The 16,051-nt window shown below is 47.0% G+C and carries 20 protein-coding genes, 1 tRNA gene and 1 pseudogene; 18 read left to right on the forward strand and 4 right to left on the reverse strand.

Translation table 11 applies throughout. The features are described 5' to 3' along the window. Positions 1–40: 40 nt before the first annotated feature. Entirely contained in the window at positions 41–514 is a 474-nt protein-coding gene (locus ACZOWY_RS09250; RefSeq protein WP_484396139.1) for a hypothetical protein, read from the forward strand. A gap of 200 nt (positions 515–714) precedes the next feature. Here ACZOWY_RS09250 and ACZOWY_RS09255 read toward each other — a convergent pair whose 3' ends face one another. Further along, positions 715–1,953 (reverse strand): 5'-nucleotidase, lipoprotein e(P4) family, encoded by a 1,239-nt coding sequence (locus ACZOWY_RS09255; protein ID WP_484396143.1) that lies wholly within the window; start codon positions 1,951–1,953, stop codon positions 715–717. Between the two features lie 218 nt (positions 1,954–2,171). Between ACZOWY_RS09255 and ACZOWY_RS09260 the strand changes: the two genes are divergently transcribed. The 10 genes from ACZOWY_RS09260 (at position 2,172) to ACZOWY_RS09305 (ending at position 9,389) form a co-directional block, all read left to right on the forward strand. Next, on the forward strand, positions 2,172–2,852 hold the full coding sequence (locus ACZOWY_RS09260) for an HAD family hydrolase (RefSeq protein WP_484396145.1): 681 nt from the start codon (positions 2,172–2,174) through the stop codon (positions 2,850–2,852). Positions 2,853–2,939: 87 nt separating this feature from the next. Then, positions 2,940–3,947, forward strand: a complete 1,008-nt coding sequence (locus tag ACZOWY_RS09265) for an ABC transporter substrate binding protein (RefSeq protein WP_484396148.1) — start codon at positions 2,940–2,942, stop codon at positions 3,945–3,947. 223 nt (positions 3,948–4,170) lie between these two features. Beyond that, positions 4,171–4,764, forward strand: a complete 594-nt coding sequence (locus tag ACZOWY_RS09270) for a nitroreductase (RefSeq protein ID WP_484396374.1) — start codon at positions 4,171–4,173, stop codon at positions 4,762–4,764. Positions 4,765–4,871: 107 nt separating this feature from the next. Continuing rightward, on the forward strand, positions 4,872–5,132 hold the full coding sequence (locus ACZOWY_RS09275; protein ID WP_484396154.1) for a hypothetical protein: 261 nt from the start codon (positions 4,872–4,874) through the stop codon (positions 5,130–5,132). A gap of 41 nt (positions 5,133–5,173) precedes the next feature. After that, complete coding sequence (locus ACZOWY_RS09280; protein ID WP_484396157.1) at positions 5,174–5,803, forward strand: flavodoxin family protein; 630 nt, start codon at positions 5,174–5,176, stop codon at positions 5,801–5,803. Positions 5,804–5,810: 7 nt separating this feature from the next. Next, on the forward strand, positions 5,811–6,683 hold the full coding sequence (locus ACZOWY_RS09285) for a DMT family transporter (protein WP_484396161.1): 873 nt from the start codon (positions 5,811–5,813) through the stop codon (positions 6,681–6,683). 79 nt (positions 6,684–6,762) lie between these two features. After that, entirely contained in the window at positions 6,763–7,608 is an 846-nt protein-coding gene (locus ACZOWY_RS09290; protein ID WP_484396165.1) for a lecithin retinol acyltransferase family protein, read from the forward strand. A 15-nt stretch (positions 7,609–7,623) separates the two neighbouring features. Beyond that, positions 7,624–8,013, forward strand: coding sequence for a MaoC family dehydratase (locus tag ACZOWY_RS09295; RefSeq protein ID WP_484396170.1), 390 nt, complete (start codon positions 7,624–7,626; stop codon positions 8,011–8,013). A 15-nt stretch (positions 8,014–8,028) separates the two neighbouring features. Continuing rightward, the gene (locus ACZOWY_RS09300; RefSeq protein ID WP_484396175.1) at positions 8,029–8,445 is read left to right on the forward strand and encodes a MaoC family dehydratase; all 417 of its coding nucleotides are present in this window, start codon (positions 8,029–8,031) and stop codon (positions 8,443–8,445) included. 77 nt (positions 8,446–8,522) lie between these two features. Beyond that, positions 8,523–9,389: an alpha/beta hydrolase gene (locus ACZOWY_RS09305; RefSeq protein WP_484396180.1), complete on the forward strand. Its 867-nt coding sequence runs from the start codon at positions 8,523–8,525 to the stop codon at positions 9,387–9,389. Positions 9,390–9,511: 122 nt separating this feature from the next. On the opposite strand, the gene ACZOWY_RS09310 is transcribed toward ACZOWY_RS09305, so the two are convergent. Further along, positions 9,512–10,321: a TFIIB-type zinc ribbon-containing protein gene (locus ACZOWY_RS09310; RefSeq protein ID WP_484396185.1), complete on the reverse strand. Its 810-nt coding sequence runs from the start codon at positions 10,319–10,321 to the stop codon at positions 9,512–9,514. A 455-nt stretch (positions 10,322–10,776) separates the two neighbouring features. Between ACZOWY_RS09310 and ACZOWY_RS09315 the strand changes: the two genes are divergently transcribed. The 5 genes and pseudogenes from ACZOWY_RS09315 to ACZOWY_RS09335 all read left to right on the forward strand — a co-directional run. Beyond that, on the forward strand, positions 10,777–11,232 hold the full coding sequence (locus ACZOWY_RS09315) for a hypothetical protein (protein ID WP_484396189.1): 456 nt from the start codon (positions 10,777–10,779) through the stop codon (positions 11,230–11,232). A gap of 15 nt (positions 11,233–11,247) precedes the next feature. Next, positions 11,248–11,640 carry a hypothetical protein gene (locus ACZOWY_RS09320; RefSeq protein ID WP_484396194.1) on the forward strand — a complete coding sequence of 131 codons (393 nt, stop codon included), beginning with the start codon at positions 11,248–11,250 and terminating at the stop codon, positions 11,638–11,640. A gap of 28 nt (positions 11,641–11,668) precedes the next feature. Next, positions 11,669–11,923: a DUF1653 domain-containing protein gene (locus tag ACZOWY_RS09325; RefSeq protein ID WP_484396199.1), complete on the forward strand. Its 255-nt coding sequence runs from the start codon at positions 11,669–11,671 to the stop codon at positions 11,921–11,923. An 11-nt stretch (positions 11,924–11,934) separates the two neighbouring features. After that, on the forward strand, positions 11,935–12,348 hold the full coding sequence (locus tag ACZOWY_RS09330) for a hypothetical protein (RefSeq protein WP_484396201.1): 414 nt from the start codon (positions 11,935–11,937) through the stop codon (positions 12,346–12,348). A 17-nt stretch (positions 12,349–12,365) separates the two neighbouring features. After that, positions 12,366–12,455, forward strand: a pseudogene (locus tag ACZOWY_RS09335) (YjbQ family protein); the annotation flags it as partial. Between the two features lie 198 nt (positions 12,456–12,653). Here ACZOWY_RS09335 and ACZOWY_RS09340 read toward each other — a convergent pair. Beyond that, positions 12,654–12,730, reverse strand: a tRNA-Pro gene (locus ACZOWY_RS09340). Between the two features lie 59 nt (positions 12,731–12,789). Beyond that, positions 12,790–13,125, reverse strand: coding sequence for a hypothetical protein (locus ACZOWY_RS09345; protein ID WP_484396203.1), 336 nt, complete (start codon positions 13,123–13,125; stop codon positions 12,790–12,792). Between the two features lie 257 nt (positions 13,126–13,382). On the opposite strand from ACZOWY_RS09345, the gene tyrS reads away from it, so the two are divergent. After that, complete coding sequence (tyrS, locus tag ACZOWY_RS09350; RefSeq protein ID WP_484396205.1) at positions 13,383–14,603, forward strand: tyrosine--tRNA ligase; 1,221 nt, start codon at positions 13,383–13,385, stop codon at positions 14,601–14,603. A 93-nt stretch (positions 14,604–14,696) separates the two neighbouring features. Continuing rightward, entirely contained in the window at positions 14,697–16,001 is a 1,305-nt protein-coding gene (gene brnQ / locus ACZOWY_RS09355) for a branched-chain amino acid transport system II carrier protein (RefSeq protein ID WP_484396207.1), read from the forward strand. Positions 16,002–16,051: the final 50 nt, after the last annotated feature.

Genomic DNA, 16,051 nt, shown 5'->3' on the forward strand with positions numbered 1-16,051 from the left:
GTTACCAAAATACCGTAAGGGAAAAAAGGAGATGAAAATCATGAAGAAATTCTCTGTGCTGATAGCTGTTTTCTGTGCGCTGTCCATTGCACTGCCGATGTCTGCAGAGGCAGGGTTTAATGTCGGGAACGTATTAAAGGGAAAACCGGTTGTAAAGACCGAAAAGCCTTCTGCCGGAAAGGTTAATCCTGCCGCACCGGTGAAACAGGGTGGGAAAGCTACGATTACTGTAACTTGTGACGGCGCGCCTCTTCAGTACGCCAGTGCTTATATCGGACCGGGCATTGAGTATCGCATTGAAAACGGGAAATGCCATGTGATCAGTAAAAGCAGTATGGGCGGTATGACCAGTGATAAGGGCGTTGTGGAAGTTGAGTATACGCAGCAGGGCTGCAACATAGTTATTTTCAAGGTCGGTTTTGAACCTGTCCTTCTGCGTAACGTTGTTCTCCCCAGTACCCATAACCTGACGACTACGAAAAATCCTGCTGTAAAAGGTGTTACGTTTGACTGACGCATAGCATTCGGAGCCGCAGGGTAACGCAATCGTTTTTTCGGCATTACAATTTTATACGGGTTTTTTAAGTAAGAAAGATGTTATATAAATAAAAACGCCCCTGAAGTCTGCATAACTATCATGCTAAGGCTTCAGGGGATTATTTTTTCATGGCTTTTACCATATACGCATAGGAACTGAAACTGCACCGGGAATGACTATGGTTCTGTGTGTGGAATATACGTAAAACATTTCAATGCAGCTTTTCGCAAAGCAATCCGCTGTTCTGCGGGCAGTCTGCGATAGTTTTGCGCCAGGTTGTATTCCCAGTCGCCGTACATGGGGTTGGGCAGCAGGATAAATTTTGTACCAAAAGATTCTCTGTGTATATCTACTGTCTTATTGCGTACCGGGTTTTTATCATGTTTCAGCATGGCCGGGATGTCCAGCGGCATTTCCGTTTTGCGTTTTCCGGTTTCTGTTTCAGATTGATTGGCGGCGCTGCAATCTGTGCGAATCGCGTTGCCTGGTTCTGTTCTGTTTTCGCTTGCCCTGGTTTTGCTGTCGGTTCTGTTGTCGTCGGCTTTCTTCTTGTAGATGATACTGTTTTCTTCCCTTATTGCGCTGATGGGAAAATCACCGGCATTATCGCCCAGGTAACAGATGATATCGTAACGGCGCGCCAGTTTTGCAAAGTGGTTCATTTTGCTGCCGCTGCGGTCGTTCATAAGCAGGTGAGTTTCATCCGTAAAGGGGAGACCTGCTTTCTGCAAAAAGCGTGATGTGACGGATCTGTCCTTAGGACCGCGGCCTGTAACGTAGAAAATCTGTACACCGTGTTGGTCCGCGTATTGCAGAAATTCTCTGGCACCGGGCAGGAGCGTTTTGTGTTGTGCGATCCACTGTTCCCATGCATTGTAATCAGCTTTGGCTTCGGGATGTTCGGTGTAATATGCCTGCAGGAGCGCATGGCAGACAATGGTATCGTCGATATCCAGAACGACAGCCAGAGGAAGGAGAGGTTCCTGCTGTACCTTCTTCTTTTCTGGGATTTTTTCTGTCATGTTGCGTTCCGGTCCGCTTGCCTTCATGCTGTCGGATTGTGCCGTGTCGTTTTGCTTTTTTTCAGCTTTTCGCAATGCATTTTCCTTTTTGTTGCGCTGTGCAATGGCTTTTTCTGTTTCCATGGCCGCCAGGTTGTAGGCCTGGTAGCATAAACCGCGGAATTCAGCGGAACGCTGCACCCATAAAATAGCCATCAGGTTCTCTTCTTCTGCCAGTTGGGACGCGGTGCGGTATTGCATTTCTTCCTGCAGGGGGGCTGCCGCATGAGCTGGCGGTACAGGCTGCGAAGCCGGAGTGGCAAAATTCGTATTAGCTGCCGGTGAAGATTTCAGGGCTGGACTGTCGGCATAGATTTGATGAAAGGGAAGGAACAGGAGCATTCCGGTTGCCATTCCGCATAAACATATGCGTTGTAACGTCTTCATTATATTTATTTCTCCTTTGGACCATGGATTGTGTCCGTCTTTTGTGGGATGGGGCAGTGCTTTTGATAAACTATTATAACATTAAAACAGATACAGTTGGCAGGAATGTGTTATAATATCTTACGAAAGCACTGCTTAATCAGGCGTTTTCTTAATTCAGGTAAACTGTCAAAGGGATTTTTAACATGGAAAAACAGGTACAGGCTGTCATCTTTGATATGGACGGCGTCATTTTTGATTCGGAACGGCTGGTGATCGAATGTTGGAAGGTCATTGCCGAAAAACATAACATTCCTGACATTGTGGAGATATGCATGCGGGTGCAGGGAAACAACAGGGTAGAGACGGGGAAGCGGTTCCTGGAAAAATACGGGAACGATTTTCCCTATGAAACGTATAAAAAGGAAGTTACTGCATTGTTCCGCGAGCGGTACGGGGAAGGGCGTCTGCCCTTAAAACCAGGTGTTGTTGAGATACTACATGCACTGCAGAAGGCTGGCATTCCGTTGGCGGTGGCTTCTTCTACCCGCTCGGATATTGTGAGAATTGAATTGGAAGAAGCGCATCTGCTGCAATATTTTGATGCGGTCTTAGGTGGGGACATGGTGTCGCGGAGCAAGCCGGAACCGGATATTTTCCTGGCAGCGGCAAAAGCATTGCAGGCTGACCCTGCCGGCTGTTACGTGCTGGAGGATTCTCACAATGGCATCCGCGCAGCATCCCGGGCCGGTATGCATCCCATTATGGTTCCGGATATGCAGCAGCCCACGGAAGAAATGCATGAACTGGCAGAGGTAATTAAGGAGCATCTTCCGGCCGCGCTGGTATATCTGCAGGCAAAAATGCGGGAGGCGTCCGCAAAGTAGTTTATTCTTAAATTTCCGGTTGACTTTAGCAATTTGATTTTGTATCATTTATTTATGTAACTATATTAAAGAAAGAAGGTTATGTTAATGTTTTTTAAAAGCAAAAAAATTTTGGCAGTAGGCATGCTGCTGTCCATGATGGCTTTTGCTGTGGCAGGCTGTGGCGGTGGCGACAAGAAAGCGGAAGCTCCGAAAAAGGAAGCTGCAAAAGTATATAATGTCGGCATCGTACAGCTGGTAGAGCATCAGGCACTGGATGACTCCCGTAAGGGTTTTATCGAGGGCATGAAGAAAAAAGGCTTTGAAGAAGGAAAAAACGTAAAATACGATGTGCAGAATGCCCAGGCGGATCAGTCCAACCTGCAGACGATTGCGCAGCGATTTGTAAATAATAAGGTGGATTTAATCTGTGCTATTGCAACGCCTTCTGCACAGACCATGGCCAATGCCACAAAAACGATTCCCATCGTTGGCAGCGCGATTACCAGTTATGAAAGCGCAAAACTGGTGAAGTCTGACAAAAAGCCGGAAACCAATGTGACGGGTACCAGCGACATGGCGCCGGTAGCTGCGCAGCTGGATCTGGGCCTGAAACTGAAACCTGGTACGAAGAAGGTTGGGCTGATGTTCACTTCCAGTGAAATGAACTCCTATGTGCAGATCAAAATGGCGGAAGATCATTTGAAAAAAGCAGGTGTTGCATATGAAGAAGGCAGTGTGAACACGGTGAACGACATTCAGGAGATTGCCCGCGGTCTTGTAAGCAAAGGCGTTGATTTCATCTATGTTCCTACTGATAACGTAATCGCTTCCGCTACGCCTGCGCTGGTAGCCATTACCAACGAAGCCAAGGTTCCGGTGATTGCAGCCGATGCCATTCTGTTAAAGAACGGTGCCACTGCCAGTGTGAACATTGAATTCTTCCAGTTAGGCGTCATCAGCGGTGAAATGGCGGCAGATATCCTGAACGGTAAAGCAAAACCCCAGGACATGCCGATTGCCTTCCAGAAAGAATTTACCCCCAGCATTAATAAAGCACAGGCTGAAAAACTGGGCATGAAGATTCCCGAAGATCTGGCGAAGTTTACAAAATAAAAGCATAAAGACGCAATGTAACACTGATTTACAATAGATAATTCAAAATGAAAGTGCAGAGAAAAATCCCGGTTCAGTGAATCGGGATTTTCTTTTCAAAAAATATGCTGCATAGTATTATTATTTTTTATTTTTGTAGTGTATAATAGAATGTATAGAAGAAAGATACATTAAAAGCTTTTGAAATGGACGGAATGAAATGTTTGAAGAAAAGGGGGGACGTATGGACGCATTGACATTGATAAAAACCCGCCACAGTACGCGTAAATTTTTACAGAAACCCGTAGAAAGGGAAAAACTGGAGCAGGTCATTGAGGCAGGAAGGTTTGCGCCCAGCGGCGGCAATAACCAGACTACACATTTCCTTGTGATTCAGGATAAGACCGTGCTGGCAGAACTGGCCCGTATCGCCCGGGAGGAATTCGCCAAGATGGAGCTGACGCCGGACACCTATGCGTCGCTGGCAACAGCTATCAAACTCAGCAAGAAGGGAACGTATGTGTTTCATTACAACGCACCGGTACTGGTGCTGACCGCTAACCGCATCGGCTATGGAAACAACATGGCGGATTGCAGCTGCGCAGTGGAGAACATGATGCTGATGGCCAACGCATTGGATCTGGGGAGCTGCTGGATCAACCAGATCAACTGGCTGAATGAGAATCCTGTCATGGTGTCATATTTAAAAACGCTGGGAATGCAGGACGGGGAAACGGTGTACGTAAGTATGGCGTTAGGTTATCCTGATTCGCAGGACAGTCTGCCGCTTCGGCGTGTTGTAGAGCGAAAGGGAAATCCGGTAACGTTTATAGGATAGATCTGCATTAACTTGCGCTCTGTATAAGAATGTTGCAGGAACTGCCTGGAAACTGCAAATGCTATGGACAAGTAGTATCGATCGTTTCAGTACAAGGAGGCCGCACTGTGAACTTATTCATCTGGCGTCATAACAAGACGTATCACAGCCACAGCATGATCAACGAACCCTGCGTGGTGAACGAATTCTATCTGGACGCGCTGGCGATTGTAGAAGCGGAAACCCTGGAGGAAGCACTGCAATTGCTGGAAGAGCGCAACGAAGGCTGGCGCGTGGAAGATCTGCGTGAGCTGGAGCCGATTGTTGTGCCGCTGACCGGGGCCAAAGTGGTATACACCCACATTCGCGGCTCCATCGACCATTTGTAAATAAATCTTTATAATTTAGAAAAAATATCAGGAGGAACATCGTGGCAAAAGTTTTACTGATCAACGGGAGCCCGCGGGCAAACGAATGTACTGCTACTGCGCTGGACGAAATGATTCGCACGTTTAAAGAAGAAGGAATTGAAACGGAACTGATCCATGTAGGCAATAAAGATATCCGCGGATGCGTTGCCTGCGGATATTGCCGGGAACACGGCAAGTGTGTTTTCAATAATGATCCTGTGAATGAGGCGGCGCTCAAACTGAAGGAAGCGGACGGCCTGGTTATTGGCAGTCCGGTGTATTATGCTTCCCCCAACGGAACTCTGTTGTCGTTTATGGACCGGCTGATGTTCAGCACATCTTTTCCCAAACATATGAAGGTAGGCGCGGCTGTGGTCAGCGCCAGACGAGGCGGCAATACGGCATCCTTTGATGTTTTGAACAAATACTTTTCCATCAGCGGCATGCCCATTGCGACCAGCACCTATTGGAACCAGGTGCACGGCTTTACGGCGGAAGATGTGAAAAAGGATCTGGAAGGTCTGCAGTGCATGCGCAATCTGGCGCGGAATATGGCGTTCATGATCAAAGCCATAGCTGACGCAAAAGAAAAATACGGTCTTCCCAAAGTAGAGGCAGACGTGTTTACCAATTTTGCTGACGGAAAATAAGTGAGCGATGCAATCAACGTTTTTTCTGTACGGTTCACTGGGGTTAGGCGTACTGTTCCTGTCTACCTCTGCCATCTTTGTTAAATTAGCGGAAGCGCCTTCCGGAATCATTGCGTTCTACCGTCTGCTGTTTACGTTATGTTTTCTGGTTCCGGCCTTACTGTGTCGGAAAAAGGAATGGGAACAGATGCTTCAGCTTAACAGACGGCAACTCAGGCTGGCTGTTGTATCCGGCGCTCTTTTAGCCATACACTGGGTGATGTGGTTTGAATCACTGCGGTATACGTCGGTTGCCAGCTCTACCGTGCTGGTGTCCCTGCAGCCTTTGTTTGCCATTTTATGGGGCGGGCTGTTACTTCATGAAAAAGTTACCCGGCAGGGAATGATGGGCGTGTTTCTGGCAATCGCCGGTTCCGTTATCATTGGCTGGGGTGATTTCCGGGTCAGCGGTGCGGCGTTTTGGGGCGACATGCTTTCTTTTGCATCTGCCGGTGTGATCAGTCTGCATTTCCTTTTTGGTCAGCTGTTGCGAAAAGAAATGGATGTGCTGCCTTATACGACGGTCTGCTATTCAGCCAGTACCCTGTGTCTTGCCGCATATGTACTGGTTACGGGGCAGCCGTTTACCGGCTACTCTTTCCAGACATGGGGATGTTTTTGGGGCCTTGCCCTGTTTGCCACCGTAGGCGGGCAATGCGTGTTTAACCTGTTGCTGAAGTATCTGCCGGCTACCGCTGTCACCATGGGGATTTTAGGTGAACCCGTGGGAACGATTATCTTTGCGTTCCTGATCTTCGGTGAAAATATTACGCTGCAGCAGGGGCTGGGAATGCTCTTTATTTTAGGAGGTTTGTGGATTTATTTCAGAAAAAAGCAGTGAATTACATAGTGAAGAACTATTGTCAGGAAGCGCAAGACAGTAACCGGCTGACCGACTGACGGAATCAGAAAGTTTCAAAATGAAAGGTAATAGTAAAAATATGGCGGAGTTTGATAAATCCGTGCTTGACATAAACGAAACAGACGGAATGAAAGACGGGCAGGAATCTGATGAACGACTGCCTGATAATATAGAAAACAGAATAGAAAACAAACTGAATGAAATCCGCAGCGAAATCGGAAGCCGGATCAATCCGATCTTTGTGGCGGCTAATAAGTTGTCCAGTAATGTGCGTCAGGCGCTGGATCTGGAAACAGATCCGGGTCTGCTGGAAGAACCGGAATATGGCGATGTGATCTGTGTTCACCGCATCGGCTTTGAACATTACGGCATCTATGTGGGCAACGATAAGGTAATTCATTACGATATCGATCCTTCCGATCATTACAAGATTTGCATTCATCAGGCGCCGATGGCAGAATTTCTGAATGGAAGCCTGGTTTACAGTGTCTGTGAATTCCCAAAGGTGTACGGGCGTCCTACGGAAGAGATTCCGTTTGCGGAGTTCCGGAAAAAGTTTGCCCATCCGGAAAATGCGCAGACATTGTGGGATGTACTGAAGATCAGCAATTATCATCTGTATACGCCGGAAGAAACGGTGATCCGCGCCCGGGAACGGATCGGGGAGACGCAGTACAGCCTGTGGACAAACAACTGCGAGCATTTTGCCATCTGGTGCAAAACAGGGATCTCCGAATCACATCAGATTGAAGATCTTATGAGCGCCTTGGCAGAGACAGGCCGCCAGATCCGGGAAGGGCTGCAGGCAGGCCTTGAGGCTGCAGTGGATTTTGCCGGGGATGTAAAAAAACATATGGAAGAACGGGAAAAAGAACAGATAAAACAGGGAAGGGATTCGGTCTAAGAGAAGGTGATGAGTATGAAATTTTCAGAAGTACAAGTAGGAGTGCCTTATCCTGAGAAGAAATTTACCATCAAGGAAGAAGCGGTAAAAGCATATCTGGCTACAGTGAATGACGATACGCTGCTGTATACGGAGAAACGGCTGGTGCCGCCTGCATATGCGGCAGTCTACACCCGTTGGGAAGCGCTGACCGGTGAAAAGCTGGAAGACGGAACCGTTCATGCCAAGCAGGGGTTTCGTTATCTGAAACCGTTACATTGGGGAGAAACACTGACCCTCCGGGGACAGGTAAAAGAAAAATTGGAAAAACGTGGCTTAAAATTTGTAATTCAGGAAGTGAAAGCCTTTAACGAAGCCGGGGAACTGGCGGTGATAAGTGAGATTACCATTCTTTTACCGGCGTAGATAGGAGAAAGAAGTATGAAAGTAATCAATAAAGGTGATGTATATACACTGCCTGCAAAAAATGTGACGCAGGGAATGATCAGTCGTTATGCAGATGCAGCAGAGGATCACAATCCGTTGCATGTGGATCCGGAGTTTGCCAAAACTACGAGGTATGGCGGCACTATTGCTCATGGTATGCTAAGTCTGGCGTTTATTCAGGAACTGATGGTCCGTACGTTCGGCAAAGACTGGATAGAAAGCGGCGTGATAGAAGTAAGCTTTATGGAGCCGGTACGTCCTGGCGAGTCTGTTACGGCGGAGGCAAAAGTAATGAAGGTCGTGCCGGTGCAAGAAGAGGAAAATAAGTTGCAGGTGCGGATGCAGGTACTTTGCTTTAACGATAAGATGGAAAAAGTAATCAAAGGCACGACGGAAGTAACGGTTTCATGAGCATACAGTTTATAATCACAAAATTTCTGGTTCGGCTTTCGGGAAGCAAGCGGATTACAGGACTGCCAAAGGACAGGATGCTGAAACAGATACACCGGCGCAATAAACTGAACAAGTTTTTTATCCCGGGTGACGGAAAATTTGTTTATCGTGATAAAAAGGTGCGCGTTGATAATCTGGACGGGGCAGCAGATGCGTTGAGCGGATGTTCCGCCGAGTTCCATTGTCTGGCAATCTGTCATAAAGAGCAATCGAAACGGGCTGTCCTGTGTGTGTACGGAGGGGGGTTACTGCTGGCGCCGCCCCGGATGTTTATAGGCTTTGCCAAAAAGATGGCGGCCAATACAGGGGCGGATGTGTGGTTTCCCTATTATCCGCTGTGTGATGAGTATACCATACGGGACAGCGTCCGTATGCTGTACGAAGTGTATACTGCCATGTCCCGGGAATACGAAGACGTGCGCTGGTACGGATATTCATCCGGCGGGGCGCTGTTGTTACTGTTAGGAGCCTACCTGAATGAAAGGAAAAGCTCCCTGCCCATGCCGAAAAAAATGGTGCTTATATCCCCGGGAGGAATACCTTCTACAGAAAAAGAGTGGACGAAGATGCAGGAGTTGAACAGCCGGGACGTAATGTTGTCTGCGCAGTACATGAAAACGATACAGCCATTACTGGCTCACGGCAACACAACGGTGCCGAAATGGATGCAGAGCTGTGACGGTGCGGATTTTTCAAACTTTCCTGAAACATGGATTTATTACGGAACTTCGGAAGTTCTTTCTGCCAAAGCAGAAGCTTATGATGAAATGCTGGCCAAAGCGGGGGTTCCGCATCATTTGAAAATGGCGCCGGGTATGCCTCATTGCTACTGCACGACAGTTTTTTTCCCGGAAGCACGGGAAGATTATGAGGAGACCATGCGGGTATTGAAGGAAGAGTAACTCCTGGTGGGCATAGAAAAGCAGCCGGTCGAAATGAATCGCTGGCTGCTTTTTGCGTATGCGTGGTAGCTTTTTCCGATGGGGGAAAATGGATCATGTGTATGTCCGTCTGGTACCTTGGCTTATTTTTTATACGTATAAATCATTTTAAGCGCTTCCGTTGCATCGGCACATTTCAGATAGGGCGGATGCGTTTTTTGTTCACCGGCGGCACTGCGCAGTGAGTTATTGTAATAATAATATCCTGTCAGGTTTTTCGCATTTGCGTTATCAGCGGAAAGGCTGTAATAGGTTCCATAGTTAAAGAGAAGAGCGCGGCCGACGATGTGATCTGGGTCGGAATAGACGGCAAGCCGGAACGTATTTTTCTTTTCCGAATCGAATTCGATTTCTACCGTTTCACCGTGTTCGCCCTGTTTATCCAGCGCGGTCTCCATGGTTTTGGCAACTTTGTAATACAGGATATTGGAAGAAGTGGCATTGACTGCCTTCTCCGTCCGGAAAAAGTGCAATTTGTGTTTTTGTGTTAATTTTTCTATGCTTTGCGGCGTACAGTCCAGACGCAGTTCCGTGAAAAAACGGTGCAGGTCCGTTTTGGGAACGATATCCTGCGGTTTTTCCTTGTCCAGGAGCAGGGAAAGGGCAGTTCCAATAATCACAAAAACGAAGATGATAACAAAATCCCTGACGCGGGATTTTTTGCGCTTTTCCGGATCGGCGGAGGCTTTCCCGGAAACTTGTCCCGGCAACGGCTTTGCTTTATATTTGTCAGCGTCTCCCTCATTGCTGAGGTCAGCTTGATTCGCTTCGTTCTCTGTATCTTCGGATATATAAAACTCGTTACCGCAGTATTCGCAACGGGCATAATTGTTCTTTACGTCTGTTGCCAGCGTAGCACCGCAGTTAGGGCACTTCAGATTATAAATTTTCAAAACAGGGCACCGCCTTTCTTGAATTTTAAAGATTTTACTCGCGAAACCTCGGCTGAATTGTGTTATCGGTACCGTATTTATAATTGCACTTGTTAACGTTGGCATTTTAACATCTCCGGTCTTTAACCAATTATATTATTGAAAGGTCAATAAGCCAATACATTTATCGTTAAATTTGTATATATTTCCCCGATTTCCAGGCCGAACCGCGGTAATACAATAAGGAAAAATGAAACAACAAGATAATTGGGGGAAGTAATTTGATAAACAATAAGCTAAAATCCAGAATAATGTAAAACCGTCCGGGGGGACTTCATAAAAACAGAAAAAATAAACCGAGAGGACTGTTTATAGGTTATTTATTTTTGATATAATAAATATATAAAGTATTGTTTAAAGGAAACCAATACAATAATCGTAGAATGATCAGGTAGGAATTATCGGAGGTGAAAACGATGTTGAAAGGGAATAAGGCAATCATTATTGCAACAATTGTAGGTTTTATGGCAGGCAATATGGTATCTGTTCCAAAGGCAGACGCAGGAGGCATATTGGGCGGATTAGGCAAAGCGGTCAAAACAGGCGGTATTGTCTGGTTGGTAGACAGGTATGGAAATGAACTGAATACCTTTATCAACAAGCTGACTGCGAAATACCCTGTTTCTGATTCATATGCAACTAAAGTAGTGCCTATTATTGCGGTTGGAAGCAAAGGTTACGTAGGGGCGGCGCAGATCAGCGGACCACGGGCCATGGTGGATAAATGTAAAGGTGCGTTGGCACTCGAAGGGGATTTCATGAACCGGACGTTCCGGGTACAAGCGCTGATACCGGTAGATTCGGTGGACCCCTCTCATTGCACGCGTGTTCAGGGAGTAGGCGTAAGCGCCAAGATTGATGTGGCAATCTGACATCAAGGAGGTACCATGGCGAAATATTTAGGCGGGATCGAAGATCCAACTGTTGAGATTACAGGCATATCCCAGCATTTTTTCTCATCGGGTTTTGATATACAGTACTACGATTACAAACTTGATACGTTGCAGGTCCAAGAGATGGATATCGCGAAATCTATTGTAAAATATGAAGAGGTAAGTGCCGAGATCCATTCTTCCCCCAATCGGACGGCAACTGGCGCATTGGCTGGGTATCTTGCGGGTGGCCCGGTGTGGGGGATCATCGGTGCTGCACTGAGTGGAAACCCTGCGCAGGAAAAACATGTGGTTCTCTGTGAACTGAACAATGGCTGGCGTTTTGCTGTAGAACTGGATAAGAACGAATACATGGCATGGAAAGAGGCCATGGATAAAAGGAATTAATATATGTGTAACAGAAAGATGTGAAGAAATGATTGAGGAAAGACCTGTTCCAAAACCTAACGAAGTGTACCGTCATTTCAAAGGGAAACTGTACCTTATCATTACCGTTGCGAGCCATTCCGAAACCGGGGAACCCCATGTTGTGTATAAACATCTGTATGGTGACTATTCCGATTGCGTACGCCCGCTGGATATGTTTATGAGTGAAGTGGATCACGGGAAATATCCGGACGTGAAACAGAAATGGCGCTTTGAAAAAGTTGATATGAGCAAAAATGAGTAAGGAGTTATAGCATGCTGGACGATGAAAGCAGGGTACATGAGACGGTCAAGTCCGTGTACCCGTATGAAACAGATGAAAGTACGGTTTGTGAGTATGTCCGCGCGGTGGTAAAGGCTGATCTGGCTGAGAAGTTCCCGTCCGGCCATACGGGCTGCCTGTCGACAGCTGTAGTGGAAGCCATAGCCGCAAACGTGTATTTCGATAAAAAGAAAGAGTTTGTGGATGACCGGGCGGGCGCGGATGTGTACCTGCAGAACCATGCAGGCAATTCCTCATATGCTGTTGCCTTTACGGAAGGCGGGAAGAAGTATTGGATGATACATACCGGTTACGATGCGCTGCCTTCCTGTATCTCCGGCATCAGTCTGACAGTGGAACGACCGGCGCATCAATGCTGCTGCGGTGAGAGACTGGCTGAAGTGTGAAAGACGGAATCTGCATGCTCGTTTTGGGAACCTGGCAGGGAATCTATTTCTGCGAGTATGACAGGCCGAGGCACCGCAAAGTATATGTTAAAATAATACAGGGCTGAATTAATTGTTTAATGTACTGATTTTGTTCAGTTTAGTCATTTTATTTCGTTCAATATCACGAATAATGTAAATACATTAATTTTCGTGGGGCAAAAAAATCGCGATTTTGCCTTTTTTCACTTTCGCAAACTAAAGTTTTTTATTTGGGGAAAAATAAAAGGAACCGCACAACCATGCGGTTCCTGAGTGTTTAATTTTGGTCGGGGCGGCGAGATTCGAACTCACGGCCTCTTGTACCCGAAACAAGCGCGCTACCAAACTGCGCCACGCCCCGACAACATGCTTATTATAGATGATTCATTACGATTTGTCAACTGGAAAATAAAAATAGTTTTATCCCTGGGTTACTACGCGGATATTGCTTACGTTAAACGCCTTGGAAATGGCAGGCAGTGCATCCCGTAAAATAAAGGTGCGATGCAGTTCGCTCTCCGCAACGATCAGACAGCGTTCTCCGGACACATTGATATTGTGGATACGGGTGATCAGCCGTTCAAACTCAGCATCGCCCAATTCTTCGCGTAATGCCTTTAAACCTGGCATCAGCTGGGGCTTTTCTTTGGCAAACCTCTTTTCAATCGGGGAAAAGGGTACGGTTACAACACGTGCATCGCGGGCCACGACAAAATTCTCTTCATTCTCGCCCGGAACAACTAAATCGGGTCTCATTTTAACATCCTCCTGTATCTTCATCTTGCTTTTTCACACTTACTTATGCAATACGTTTTTTTTGCATATGAATATTATATGTAATTCCGGCGGCCGCGTCAAGAAAACATTCCTTGCAGTAATAAGGAAAATGAGTTACAATATTATATACTTATAACTACGGATACAATTGAGATTTGTATCTACGCATGGACACTCCCCTGTGCTGTGGGGTGTGTTCAAATTTTTGGTTAAAGTTTCAGGAGGAAGTAAGATCAATGTCGGTTTTTGATGTATTACAGGAACGTGGTTTTATTGCGCAGGTTTCTCATGAAGAAGAGATCCGTGAGATGCTGGAAAAGGAAAAAGTCACGTTCTATATTGGTTTTGATCCCACGGCAGACAGTCTGCATGTAGGTCACTTTATTGCACTGATGGCTATGGCTCATATGCAGCGGGCCGGGCACCGTCCTATCGCCCTGCTGGGCGGTGGCACTGGTATGATCGGCGACCCCAGCGGTAAGGATGACATGCGTAAGATGCTGACGCCGGAATTTATTAACCATAATATCGAATGCTTCAAGAAGCAGATGAGCAAGTTCATTGATTTTTCCGATGGCAAGGCGCTGATGGTGAACAACGGTGACTGGTTGCTGAGCCTGAATTATGTGAACCTGCTGCGGGAAGTGGGAACCCATTTTACTGTCAACCACATGCTGGCGGCAGAGTGTTATAAGAAACGATGGGACAAGGGCCTGACCTTTTTTGAATTCAATTATATGATTATGCAGGCGTATGATTTTTATACGCTGCATAAAAACTATAACTGCGTATTGGAAATGGGCGGCGACGACCAGTGGTCCAATATGCTGGCCGGCGTGGAGCTGATCCGCCGCAAGGACCAGAAACCTGCGTTCTGCATTACTTGTAAGCTGCTCACTACCAGTGACGGCCGCAAGATGGGCAAGACGGAAAAAGGTGCCCTGTGGCTGGATCCGGAAAAGTGTTCTCCATACGATTTCTACCAGTACTGGCGCAACGTGGACGATGCTGACGTAGAAAAATGTCTGGCCCTGTTAACGTTCCTGCCTATGGAAGAAGTACGCCGTTTGGGTGCATATAAGGATGAAAAGATCAATGAAGCGAAAAAAGTGCTGGCTTATGAAGTGACCAAGCTGATCCACGGCCAGGAAGAAGCGGACAAAGCGGTGAAAGCCACGGAAGCCCTGTTTGGCGGTGGCGCGAATCTGGAACATGTACCGACGCTGGAAATTGCAGAAGCAGATAAAACTGCGAAGCTGGTTGATGTACTGACAGCACAGAAGGTGTTCAGCAGCAAGCGGGAAGCCAGGCAGATGATTGCCCAGCGGGGACTGTACCTGAACAACGCGGCTGTGGAAGATGCAGAATTTGCCCTGACACCGGAACTGTTTACAGAAGATGGAGGCGTACTGATCCGCAAAGGTAAGAAGAAGTATTACCGTCTGATTGTTAAATAATTTTTTCTTGTTTCAGGTTCTCTGATATGCTTAATAGTATTACATGAAAACGCACATTTTGTGCGTTTTCGTTATAATAGCAGGTGAAACATTATGACCAACTCTCTTTCGTTAAGTAAACTGATTCCCGTCAGCCTGGTGTTATTTTCTTCATTTTTCGGTGCAGGCAATTTACTGTTTCCGCCGCTGTTCGGCTATTTGTCCGGCAGCAATCTGAATATTGCTACGCTGGGCTTTTGCATTACGGGCGTGGGCCTTCCCATCCTGGGCGTGCTGGCTATTGCTATGACAGGCGGTACAGACCTGACAGAAGTGGCAGCTCCGGTCAATATTGCTTATGCGAAAATTATCATGTTTCTTTCCAGCATGTCCATCGGGCCTCTGTTTGCCATTCCCCGTACGGCTGCCTTCAGTTATGAAATCGGCATCAAGCCGCTGTTCGGCACAACTGAACCATGGCAGATGGCAATGTATTCGGCGCTTTACTTTGCGTTTAGTTATTATGTGGCCAACAATCCATCCAAAGTGTTGAACTGGCTGGGAAAGGTGCTGACTCCGGCGCTTCTGGTCTGTCTGGGCATTCTTTTTGTAAAAGTGATGTTGGCTCCGACCTTTATACCGGACGCCCCCCAGGGGGAATATCTGCAGGCCCCCTTCCTGAAAGGTTTTCAGGAAGGTTACAATACCATGGATCTTCTGGCTTCTTTCCTTTTTGGTGCGGCTACACTGACAACTATTAAAACTTTCGGTATTCAGGGGAAAAAAGAACTGATCAGGATCTGCCTTCTGGCAGGATTGATCACTGCCGGACTGTTGGCTTTAATTTATTACTTTTTGGGCTATGCGGGGGCAGAAGCGCACCGTTATCTGTCAGGGGAATTTTCTAACGGTGCCGGTATTCTGGTGGCAACAGCCCATGAATATTTGGGCGCAGGCGGTACAGGTATTTTGGCGGCTATCATTATTTTGGCCTGCCTTACTACCAGTATCGGTTTGATAGCAGCCATTTCCGACTATTTCCATATTCTTTTTAACGGAAGACTTTCCAAACAAACATTAGGTATTTTGATTGCATTGATTAGCTTTACCCTTTCCAATTTCGGACTTGATATGATCATCAAGATGGCAATCCCCATCCTCTGTTTCTTATATCCGGTAATGATTGCGCTGGCCATGCTGAATGTGTTTGGCTTCGGCGGTAATAAACGCGTGTTCCGTTGCACCATGTGGATCGTCACCCTGTTTGCCATCGTGGAAGGCCTGAAGGCTGCAGCGATTCCGGTTCCCATGGAAAGCATACTGGCATCGGTGCCCCTGTATAAGGAAGGATTTGGCTGGTTTACCGTGGCAGTGATGGGTGCTGCGGTGGGTGTTATTTGGGATAAAGTGAAAAGCTGAAGTGGTCTGTGTGCGGGATTCGTAAGTGCCTGCGGATCAGCGGTAATGGA

It is taken from the genome of Succiniclasticum sp., assembly GCF_056977735.1.

Coding starts and splice junctions, on each gene's coding strand:
- ACZOWY_RS09250 (WP_484396139.1), top strand. CDS start 41: ATGAAGAAATTCTCTGTGCTGATAGCTGTTTTCTGTGCGCTGTCCATT.
- ACZOWY_RS09255 (WP_484396143.1), bottom strand. CDS start 1,953: ATGGCAACCGGAATGCTCCTGTTCCTTCCCTTTCATCAAATCTATGCC.
- ACZOWY_RS09260 (WP_484396145.1), top strand. CDS start 2,172: ATGGAAAAACAGGTACAGGCTGTCATCTTTGATATGGACGGCGTCATT.
- ACZOWY_RS09265 (WP_484396148.1), top strand. CDS start 2,940: ATGTTTTTTAAAAGCAAAAAAATTTTGGCAGTAGGCATGCTGCTGTCC.
- ACZOWY_RS09270 (WP_484396374.1), top strand. CDS start 4,171: ATGGACGCATTGACATTGATAAAAACCCGCCACAGTACGCGTAAATTT.
- ACZOWY_RS09285 (WP_484396161.1), top strand. CDS start 5,811: ATGCAATCAACGTTTTTTCTGTACGGTTCACTGGGGTTAGGCGTACTG.
- ACZOWY_RS09290 (WP_484396165.1), top strand. CDS start 6,763: ATGAAAGGTAATAGTAAAAATATGGCGGAGTTTGATAAATCCGTGCTT.
- ACZOWY_RS09295 (WP_484396170.1), top strand. CDS start 7,624: ATGAAATTTTCAGAAGTACAAGTAGGAGTGCCTTATCCTGAGAAGAAA.
- ACZOWY_RS09300 (WP_484396175.1), top strand. CDS start 8,029: ATGAAAGTAATCAATAAAGGTGATGTATATACACTGCCTGCAAAAAAT.
- ACZOWY_RS09305 (WP_484396180.1), top strand. CDS start 8,523: ATGCTGAAACAGATACACCGGCGCAATAAACTGAACAAGTTTTTTATC.
- ACZOWY_RS09315 (WP_484396189.1), top strand. CDS start 10,777: ATGTTGAAAGGGAATAAGGCAATCATTATTGCAACAATTGTAGGTTTT.
- ACZOWY_RS09320 (WP_484396194.1), top strand. CDS start 11,248: ATGGCGAAATATTTAGGCGGGATCGAAGATCCAACTGTTGAGATTACA.
- ACZOWY_RS09325 (WP_484396199.1), top strand. CDS start 11,669: ATGATTGAGGAAAGACCTGTTCCAAAACCTAACGAAGTGTACCGTCAT.
- ACZOWY_RS09330 (WP_484396201.1), top strand. CDS start 11,935: ATGCTGGACGATGAAAGCAGGGTACATGAGACGGTCAAGTCCGTGTAC.
- ACZOWY_RS09345 (WP_484396203.1), bottom strand. CDS start 13,125: ATGAGACCCGATTTAGTTGTTCCGGGCGAGAATGAAGAGAATTTTGTC.
- tyrS (WP_484396205.1), top strand. CDS start 13,383: ATGTCGGTTTTTGATGTATTACAGGAACGTGGTTTTATTGCGCAGGTT.
- brnQ (WP_484396207.1), top strand. CDS start 14,697: ATGACCAACTCTCTTTCGTTAAGTAAACTGATTCCCGTCAGCCTGGTG.